Genomic DNA, 8,203 nt, shown 5'->3' on the forward strand with positions numbered 1-8,203 from the left:
ACGCGTTTCGGCGAACTTGACAAATACAAACTGCAAACGCTCTATCGCGAAACACTGCAGCGACTAAAACTGCCCGACGAGCGGTTGCCGGTTTACGTCACCAGCGACAAATCGCTTAGCGCCGGGGCGATACGTTTAGGTCGCATTTTCGGTGGACTCAATGGCATCTATCTCCATCGCCAAGTCTTGCACAAACTGCGGGGCGACGAAGTCCAGGCGGTGATGGGGCACGAATTGGGGCATTACTACCGTTTCAACTTAGCAGGTGAGCGGTTTCGACTGCTGACGTTGGTCCTTGGTGCATTGGTGGGTATTTTTGCGGTCCAGTGGACACACACCGTCGGCTATCTCGGCTTTATCATTGTCTCGGTCATCAGTTCGGCATTCTGGTTTGTTAGCGGCATCGGCCGAATCAAACACGGCCGAGCGATTGAGTATCTGTGCGATGACCTGGGTTCGCAGGTCAATGGAATTGAAGCATCGATCAGCGGTTTGTTGAAAGTCGGTTTGGATGCGGAAATGCGATTTTTGATTCAATTGGAAGTCATGGCACTCAACGCTGGCAACGAACTACTAACGCCAAGCGACATGGCGGCAGCGGTTGAAAAGGCGATCCCCTACGGTCACGCCGCCGAACCCGAATTGTTTGAATCGGTCACGCGTGAACTGAAACAACGCAGCCAGGCGAATCGCAGCGCTTCGTTATCGGGATTCATCAAATACGTCTGGGAAAGCGACGATGACGGCGACGATTTGAAAGAACAACTCGAGCAGCAAGCCAAACGGATTAACAACATCGACCGACTGGAATGGGAATCGATCTTGGATGACCCCAGCGAGATTCGCCTTAATCAACGCCAGGTCGAAGGCTTGGTGCAATTAATCTTAGCGTCACCCGAAAAATCACTGTTTCGCATTTTGGGCGAAGGGGATGGGATCCATCCTGCTACGTCGATGCGAATTTTGTATCTGTGGAAGAATCGCAACAGTCCAGCCGAGTTGGTAGTGTGAATGTTTTCGTAGCGAAACTTGTGCGTGAGTTTCGGGGGACATCCGCCAATCGCACGAAAGTCTTGACGAATTCTGCGACGCGAAAAATTCACAGATGTGATGCGACTGCTGGATGGCAGGCTCGAAGCCTATCCCACATTTAGACCAGCAGTTCAAACAGCATTCGCTGCTCGTTGACGACTTGGTATTCAATGTGGCTGGCGTTCATACGCTCGATCAGTCCGGCGTAGTCATCGGCTTTGGCGATCTGCAATCCGACCAGCGCAGGGCCGGTTTCGCGATTGTGTTTCTTGGTGTATTCGAAGTGCGTGATGTCGTCGGTGGGACCGAGCACGTTGTTGAGAAAGTCTCGCAGCGCACCGGCGCGCTGAGGAAACTTGATGATAAAGTAATGCTGAAGCCCTTCGTACAATAACGCGCGGTCACGAATCTCTTCGGTGCGGTTGATGTCGTTGTTGCTTCCGCTAACGACGCAAACAACGGTCTTGCCTTGGATCTCGTCCTTCATCTGCTCGAGCGCCGCAATGGCAAGTGCCCCGGCTGGTTCGACGACCAAGCCTTCGTCGTTGTACAGACGCAACATCTCGCTACACACTTTGCCTTCGGGGACAAGCAGCATTCGGTCGACGACTTGGCCAGCGATTGCGAAATTCAAATCGCCAACTCGTTTGACGGCGGCACCATCGACGAAGTTGTCAATTTTTTCGAGCGTGACGACTTTTCCCTGACGCAAACTTTCGTACATCGCTGGCGCTCCCGACGGTTCAACCCCAATGATCTTGGTCGCCGGTGACTTGTGGTGAAAGTAACTCCCCAGGCCCGAGATCAAACCGCCACCGCCCACGGCGACCAAGACATAGTCGATCGGATCTGTGTAGTCCTCGAGAATCTCGAGCCCCACCGTGCCTTGGCCTGCCACGATCGCGGGATCATCAAACGGCGGCACGTAGGTCAAACCTTCGGCCGTGGCCTTGTGAGCTTCCGCCGCCGCATCATCAAACGTGTCGCCCACTAAAAACACATCAACATGCTGCTTGCCAAACATGCGAACTTTGTCGACTTTCTGCTTTGGCGTCACTGCGGGCATGTAGATGCGGCCGTGGATCTGCATTGCGTTACAGGCATAGGCAAACCCTTGCGCATGGTTGCCGGCCGAGGCACAGACGACACCGGCGTCGCGTTGTGCGGGCGTCAATTGGGTCATCCGGTTATACGCGCCACGAATTTTGTAGCTGCGAACGTCCTGCAAATCTTCGCGTTTCAGTAAGACATTCGCGTCAAACGCAAGCGACAAGCGAGCACTCGGCAACAGCGGGGTATGACGCACATTACTGCGAATTCGCGTTTCGGCCTCATGGATGGACTGGACGCTGGCGAGCACCGTGGGATCGTGAACCATCGACGTATCGGATGTTTAAAAGGAACGAGGCAGAGGAATCGAGCCCTCATTGGACCATCCGCCCGTTGGATCGGCTAGCGAGGGCCCATGGCGGCAACCACTGATGTTCGCTGTGCCCCCCTTCGCGTCGCGGTAACGCCGCATCCTCATCTGGCCGATCGCGCATTGCCAAACGAAATAGCATTGAGTAACGGCACGGCGCGAGCCGTCCGGTTGCGGCGAGTAAAACGTTCGAATAAGACCGAGCGGCTCGCGCCGCACTGCTACAAACGCCACCCGTTTGGTGCCAACGTAAACGGCATTGGGCTGGCACCGCTCCGCGAGAAGTCCTCGATCTCGCCTAGGGGTTGTCGCGGGCCGCCCCCTCGTCACACTTTTTGCATTCCAACATCACTCCCAACCGAGACTTGCGGCCTGCGGCGGTGGTTACCCACGGGCGATTCATCCAGGGCGGATCATGACGCACATGTTGATTGTGTCCACATTCGAGCTCCGCCACCCAGTGCTCTTCGTCGTCGCGGTGGTATCCAATGATCGGCTGCTGCATGTTTCTCCGAATCACTTATTCATGGGTCTTGTGATACGAGGTCGCATCGATCGTCTTGGTTGAACTCGGTTTGCGTGTGGTGTAGACCGGCGAATCGATATCGGGATCGTCCGGCGAAAACCCTCCAGCGGGCTGTTGCCCTGCGACGTGAACATGCACCGAACCGATATAGCGGCTCAGCACATAGCGACGAACCAAGGCTCGGCCAGCGGGGACCAACAAAATGAATCCCAACGCATCGGTCAACAAACCTGGGGTTAGCAACATCGCAGCGGCGAACACAATCATCAATCCATCTTGAATTTCGCGACTCGGCATCCGACCTTCGGCAAGAGCTTTTTGGAAACGAAACCATGCGTTAGCACCTTCGCGACGCGCCAGGAACGATCCGAGCACTCCGGTTGCAATGACGACTGCAAACGCCGTCAATCCGCTGGTCGCGTCTGCCAATTGCAGCAACAAATAGAGCTCTACCAGCGGGATAATAATAAAAGCAGCAAGCAGCCGAACAAACATATTTTCAACCTATCAGGCGGTAGGTGCGTCTTTTCCACCAAAAACAGAGCTCATCCAAGGAACTTGCGGGCCAAGGAACACCCGCGCCCCCGGGTCCGTCAAATTGGCACCGATTGCCGGTGCCCCCCGTTCTCGTTGCAGCTTCTGTGCCAAGTGGTCTCAAAGCCGATTCGATCAGACACTGATTGTGTTCGAGGCTAACGTCGCTGTGTAAAAAAAAATGGCACCGGTTGAGTACCAGAGTCGATGGCAATGACCGCATCACTGCGGCGTCAAACGGCGTGCGAATCCGACGATATGGTCCATCGACAGCGGTCCAAACTCGCGAGAGTCCACCGAAATAGGAACGTTATCGCCGACGATGAAACACTCGTCCTGTTTCAACGTCAACGGATACATGGCTTCGGAATCACGACGCCGCAAGCGATATTCAACCGATCTGCGAACGCACAAATCGTTCAACGTCACGCGTTGGCCCTGCTCGTCTTGGCCCTGCTCGTCGCGAACACGTATCGCAATCGGCGTTTGCGGAGTTAGTGAAATCGAATCCGCTAACTCGGCGTGCCCCACCGAGATCGTCAGCGATTCGTTTGCAACGAGGTGCCGTGTTGCAAGACGAGTCCCCGCGTTGGAAAAAAATGCGACATCAACTCTTGCGGCGGCGGCAAGCGAGAGCGTCACGGCCAATTGATCGACGGGTTCGAGCGGCCGAATCACGTCGACGTTGCATGGGTAGTCGTCGTAGATTTCGCTCGGACGCAAATGTTCGTAGACCGATTGGTGATGATAAACCAGCCAATCAGAATCACGTGGCTCGCTGGCACGAACCCAGCGTGATTCCGATCGATGTTGATCGATATCCACATCGATGAAGGCCGCATCGCGAGTCCCCCCAGCCTCGGCCAGAATCATTTCGAGTCGCTTGCCGTTGACCTGCAAACGTCGCTGTTGGACCGAGATCACATCACCTGGCAAACCAAGTATCCGCTTGACTCGTATGCGGCCCTCCACCTGGACGGCAACGATGTCACCAATCCGAAGCTGGTTGCCGCCCTTAGGATGGATCTCAGCAGTTTGGATCTCAGCAGTCTGAATGGCAGTGGGCTGGATTGCGGTGACTTCGACCAAGTCTCCTTCGATCACTCGGGGATCGATCGCATTGCTGTCGCACGGGAATTTTGCTCCACAGTGCCAGCACTCAGCCGTGCGAGCCGACGCGGCCCATGCCGCAGCCGACTGTGCGACCACTTTTGTCCGCGTCCTGCACTGGGGACAACTCATGATCTGGTAATCACCATAGAGCGTCGGCGCCATCGAAAAACCGCTGACTCGAAAGATTTGTTTTCGCGAATGATTCGCAAAACCGCTGCAGACAGTAATCGCAGCTGCGACCGCTACGACGGCGATCCCTACCAGGACCGCAATTCGCCTCCGCGTCCTGATGGTGGTACGCCCCGATCTTGAATTTGAAGCGTTGACGTTGCGAGCCAGAATTTGCGGCAATTTACTTGTGATCCTCGATGACGAGACGAGACTCACCCCCAAAGTGGCCCCTAACGATAATTCGCCGACATTCTGCAAATGGGTGCACGTCTAACGCGATGGGGCACAAAAAGCTATATTTGGTCCGCCTCTTTGGAGCAAGCGATTGGTATCGCCCTGCGAGCACCTGACTCTCTATTTTAACCTCATCGCTCTCCATTTTGCGAGCTTCCTCACTCTTATCAAGCTGCAATGACCCAGTCGAACTCGCCCGATCGTTCTGCGAACGAAAACCAAGCCACCTGTGAATCCTCGAAACCCACCAACATGGCGGATGCGGAAACGCCGTGCGCTGACGCTCGATGTGCATCCAAGCCAGCGGCCGGGCCAACCCCAAAAACGGAACGGAATTATCGGGGCCGGATGGGAAAAGTGGCGGGCGTCCGTGTCGCAGCGACGGGTTCCTACGTCCCCGAGCAAATCGTCACCAACGAGGATCTTGCGGCTTTGGGATGCGATAGCGAATGGATCGTGCGGCGCACCGGAATCCGCGAACGTCGTCGTGCGGCGGAGGATCAAGCCACCAGCGACATGTGTTACCAAGCAGCCCTTCGCTGTTTGAGTGCCGCGAACATGGACGCGAGCGAGATTGATCTGATCATCGTCGCCACGATGACCCCCGATTACCCCACTCCATCAACCGCGTGTCAATTGCAACGCATGCTTGGTTCGGTCGCTCCAGCCATGGATGTTAACGCAGCGTGTGCGGGATTTACGTACGCCATGATCACTGCGGCTCAATTCATTGGGATGGGCAATAGCCGCCGTGTTTTGGTCGTGGGCGCCGACATGATGAGCCGTACGGTGAACCCCGAAGATGTGAAAACCTATCCCTTATTCGGGGATGGGGCCGGTGCGGTGATTATGACCCCGGTCGAAACAAGCGACGCATCGGAAGAGGCCGATTCGGCTCACCGACTGCACGAACAAGGACTGCTGTCGTACCAACTCGGCAGCGAAGGATGTGGCGGTGCGATGCTGTGCATTCCAGCCGGAGGCACCCGGCGTGCCTTAACCCCGGAGGCGTTCGCCGAGGGAGCGCAATACATGACAATGGACGGCCGAGGCGTGTTCAAGTGGGCCGTTCGCGTGTTTGACGAAAGTGCAAAACAAGTGCTGCAGCACGCCGGTGTGACGTCGGACCAATTGTCGCTTGTCGTTCTGCACCAAGCCAACCAACGGATCATCGACTCGGCCGTCGCCGATTTGGACATCGCCCCCAAAGACGTGTTCGTCAATCTCGATCGCTACGGAAATACGTCAGCCGCCAGTATCCCGTTGGCGCTTGATGAAGCGGTGCAAGCGGGCCGAATCCAACGCGGCGAATTAGTTCTACTATGCGGCTTTGGCGCCGGATTGGCGTGGGGAACCGCATTGCTGCGTTGGTGAGAACATCGGATTGGTAGCGTTCCGTTGCCTACTTCGTCCGGGCAAGCGGGACCGAAGCGAAAACACGCAGACTCGAATTGCTCCCCTTCCCGTTAAATCCACGCTATTCGAGGACACTGTAACGGGATGTCGTCATCCGAGACGGGGTGCACGAAGACGGGGAGTGCACGAAACTCTTGGCGAGTTTCGCTACGGCGCGCGATAAACGCAGGGGAATATTCGCAGAGGAATATCCCCGCAGGTGCCGAGCCCTTTGCCAGCTGACGTGGCGGTGGCAAAGGGGAAAGAAAAAAAAATCGATCTCGTTCCAAACGGGAACGGTTTAGCCCTTCAGGCCTTCACGCTCGATAATAACGTCGGCGCCAGGAGTGAGCAGACGAAGTTTGCGAATCACTTCCGCTTTTTCCATCGTTCCCTTCTTGGCTCGGTCGAGCAAGTTACGGGTCTTTTTACGACGTTTACGAAGTCGACGGATCTCTCGGACGCGTTCAATACCAGATGGCATTCGGGGGTACTCCAGCAATCAGTTAATGGGTAGGTTTTGTCGATTTAAGTTCGAAGTGTGGGATTTTAGCGTGCAATCCACGTCAAGGCGAGAGCGCTGCATTTTTGCCACCTGAACGCGACGGACGCGTTCAGCATCGCCCTCCCCCCCCGGGTGCAGGATCGACTGCAAACCAGCCAAACACTTCTGGCAGCGACGTTCCGCGGTCACGCCGACGGCATCCGCTCAGTCCAGCTTGCCGAACCATCCCTGCAACCGATCTTTGAAAAAATCGACGGTCGCCGCCTCGTGGTAATTTGCGGTGGCTTGGATGCGAGCCTGATCCGCCAGCCGACATCGCAATTCGGGGTTATCCCGCAGCCGGCAAATCGCCGCGGCCATCGCTTGCGGATCTCGCGGTGCCACCAGAATTCCCGACTCTCCGTCCCGCAGGTATTCCGCAACACCTACCGCATGGGTCACAATTTGAGCTTTGCCTAGATGCATCGTTCCAATCAACGTGACCAGCCCACAAGGGGTATCGCGACTGCGAAGCGAGATGATCGACGCGACGGCGTGCCAGAGAATTCCCCAGGCCTCGGCGTATGGCAGATCGAAATGCACCGACAAATTCGCCGGAGGATCGAGATTCTGGAAATTCTTGGGGCGTGCAATCACGACAAATTTTGTATCGGGACAACGCCGCGCCGCCTCGCACAACGTTTCGTAATCACGAGCCTCGCCCCCCAAAGCCGCGAAATATTCGCCTTCGATCAAACGCGGCGGAGGCGAACTCAGCGGGGCAGCAACACCCCACGGGGCGCGCAGTAACGTCCGCCGATCGAGCCTGAAATATTGTTGGTAGATCTCCAATTCGGCATCGGTAAAGACGGTCAACAAATCAACGTGTCTGAAACTGCGAGCCATCAGTTGATAACGCAGCCCGGTAGGTAGATCCGTGAAGTTAAACGAAAAACCCAAATGTCTGGCGGTCCGGTTCATGCGACGGACACGCATCGCGTATTCGACCCACGAAGTGACCCACGGCCCATGCGAAACAATCAGATCAAACGGGGTTTGTCGAGCCGCAGCCGTGAACGCTGCTGTGCCCGCGCAGCGAGCGAGACCAGGAAATCGATGTGCCAGCGTGACCGCTCTTGGATTCGAAAATTGCTGCTTTGCCGAAAGCGAAAAACTGGACCATTGCAACGGCCGTTCGCCAACGACAAAGTCGCGGTCGATCAGGTCGCGGATCCAACACCAATCAAGGTTGGGATCCCCCGAAACATTGGCGATTCGAATCGGTTTTGGCGGA

At 56.0% G+C, this 8,203-nt stretch carries 8 protein-coding genes; 2 read left to right on the forward strand and 6 right to left on the reverse strand.

Going from position 1 to position 8,203, the window contains the following annotated elements; all coding sequences use genetic code 11:
* The coding region (locus tag ABX962_RS23545) for a M48 family metalloprotease (RefSeq protein WP_372722865.1) at nt 1–1,011 on the forward strand (1,011 nt) is incomplete at its 5' end.
* Nucleotides 1,012–1,150: 139 nt separating this feature from the next.
* Here ABX962_RS23545 and ilvA read toward each other — a convergent pair.
* From ilvA to ABX962_RS23565, 4 genes are all read right to left on the reverse strand, one after another.
* Nucleotides 1,151–2,410 (reverse strand): threonine ammonia-lyase, encoded by a 1,260-nt coding sequence (gene ilvA, locus ABX962_RS23550; protein ID WP_372722867.1) that lies wholly within the window; start codon nt 2,408–2,410, stop codon nt 1,151–1,153.
* A 340-nt stretch (nt 2,411–2,750) separates the two neighbouring features.
* Nucleotides 2,751–2,957 carry a DUF3565 domain-containing protein gene (locus tag ABX962_RS23555; protein WP_372722869.1) on the reverse strand — a complete coding sequence of 69 codons (207 nt, stop codon included), beginning with the start codon at nt 2,955–2,957 and terminating at the stop codon, nt 2,751–2,753.
* A 15-nt stretch (nt 2,958–2,972) separates the two neighbouring features.
* Nucleotides 2,973–3,473: an FxsA family protein gene (locus tag ABX962_RS23560; RefSeq protein ID WP_372722870.1), complete on the reverse strand. Its 501-nt coding sequence runs from the start codon at nt 3,471–3,473 to the stop codon at nt 2,973–2,975.
* Nucleotides 3,474–3,734: 261 nt separating this feature from the next.
* Nucleotides 3,735–4,976 carry a S26 family signal peptidase gene (locus ABX962_RS23565; RefSeq protein ID WP_372722872.1) on the reverse strand — a complete coding sequence of 414 codons (1,242 nt, stop codon included), beginning with the start codon at nt 4,974–4,976 and terminating at the stop codon, nt 3,735–3,737.
* 231 nt (nt 4,977–5,207) lie between these two features.
* Between ABX962_RS23565 and ABX962_RS23570 the strand changes: the two genes are divergently transcribed.
* Complete coding sequence (locus ABX962_RS23570) at nt 5,208–6,404, forward strand: beta-ketoacyl-ACP synthase III (protein ID WP_372722874.1); 1,197 nt, start codon at nt 5,208–5,210, stop codon at nt 6,402–6,404.
* A 322-nt stretch (nt 6,405–6,726) separates the two neighbouring features.
* On the opposite strand, the gene ABX962_RS23575 is transcribed toward ABX962_RS23570, so the two are convergent.
* Together ABX962_RS23575 and ABX962_RS23580 are read right to left on the reverse strand one after the other, a co-directional pair.
* Nucleotides 6,727–6,909: a DUF6800 family protein gene (locus tag ABX962_RS23575; protein ID WP_339943787.1), complete on the reverse strand. Its 183-nt coding sequence runs from the start codon at nt 6,907–6,909 to the stop codon at nt 6,727–6,729.
* A gap of 225 nt (nt 6,910–7,134) precedes the next feature.
* On the reverse strand, nt 7,135–8,203 hold a 1,069-nt coding region (locus ABX962_RS23580; protein WP_372722876.1), incomplete at its 5' end, for a glycosyltransferase family 4 protein.

The sequence above is a fragment of the Novipirellula sp. genome (assembly GCF_041583735.1).
In the GTDB taxonomy this organism is placed as follows: Bacteria; Planctomycetota; Planctomycetia; order Pirellulales; family Pirellulaceae; genus Novipirellula.